A 1,055-nucleotide genomic window follows, 5' to 3' on the forward strand; every position below is an offset into this window, starting at 1 on the left:
TGTGTTGTTCGGTGAGGTTGGTGACGCGGCTGGCGGGTGTTTGGCCGTGGATGCCGGTGTGGGGTCGGTGGTAGTTGTACCAGTCGATCCAGTCGGTGAACGCGGCTTGGCGTTCGGTGTCTGAGGTGTAGGGCCGGTGGTAGGCCCATTCGTCGAGCAGGGTGCGGTGGAAGCGTTCGACCTTGCCGTTGGTCTGCGGCCTCCAGGGCCGGGTCCAGCGTGGCTGGATGGCCAGGTCGCGGCAGGTCTGGCGCCAGGTGTTCTTGGTGTAGGCCCAGGCGTTGTCGGTCAGCACTCGTTCGATGGTGATGCCCAGGCCCGCGAACCAGGCGGTGGCGCGGGTCAGGAAGGCCGCGCAGGTGGGAGCGGTCTCGTCGGGCAGGTCTTCGGTGTAGGCCAGGCGTGTGTGGTCGTCGAGGGCGGTGTGGAGGTAGGCGTAACCAGCACCGGTCCGATTGCGCCGGCCTTCGGCCCTGCCGACGCTCTTGTGGCCGCCGCCGTCGGGGATCCGGCCGAGTTTCTTGACGTCGATGTGGACCAGCTCGCCCGGCCGGGCGCGTTCATAGCGGCGGACCGCTTCACCGGTGGCCCGGTCCAGTGCGGCCAGGGGCGGCAGGCCGTGCCGGGCAAGGATCCGGTGGGCGGTCGAGGGGGCGATGCCTGCGCGGGCTGCCAGCCGCAGGGGGCCGATCCGGTGCTCGCGCCGTAGCCGCAGCACGAGGTCCTCCACCGCGGCCGGGGTTCTGCGGGGCTGGTGGTGCGGGCGGCTTGAGCGGTCGCTCATCCCGGCGATGCCCAGGGTGCGGTAGCGGGTGGACCAGCGGGCAGCGGTGGTGTGGCTGACCTGGAAACGTTCTGCTGCCCGACGCAGTGGCCAGCCGTCATCCACGACGCACCGGGCCAGACGCAGTCTGCCGGTCTCGGTCAGCGGGGCGTTACGGTGTGGCACGAGGGCCTCCTGGGCGGTGCAGATGTCGTAATCCACACCGAGCCAGAAGGCCCTCACCCAGTTCAAGCACCCAGCACGCGTGTCACCAACGTCCCGGGACAACACA

At 69.9% G+C, this 1,055-nt stretch carries 1 protein-coding gene; it reads right to left on the reverse strand.

The features are described 5' to 3' along the window. Positions 1-949: IS481 family transposase (locus IE182_RS31505; protein WP_190113418.1), on the reverse strand; the 949-nt coding region annotated here is incomplete at its 3' end. Positions 950-1,055 lie beyond the last annotated feature (106 nt).

The sequence above is a fragment of the Streptomyces cinnamoneus genome, from assembly GCF_014650495.1.
In the GTDB taxonomy this organism is placed as follows: domain Bacteria; phylum Actinomycetota; class Actinomycetes; order Streptomycetales; family Streptomycetaceae; genus Streptomyces; species Streptomyces cinnamoneus.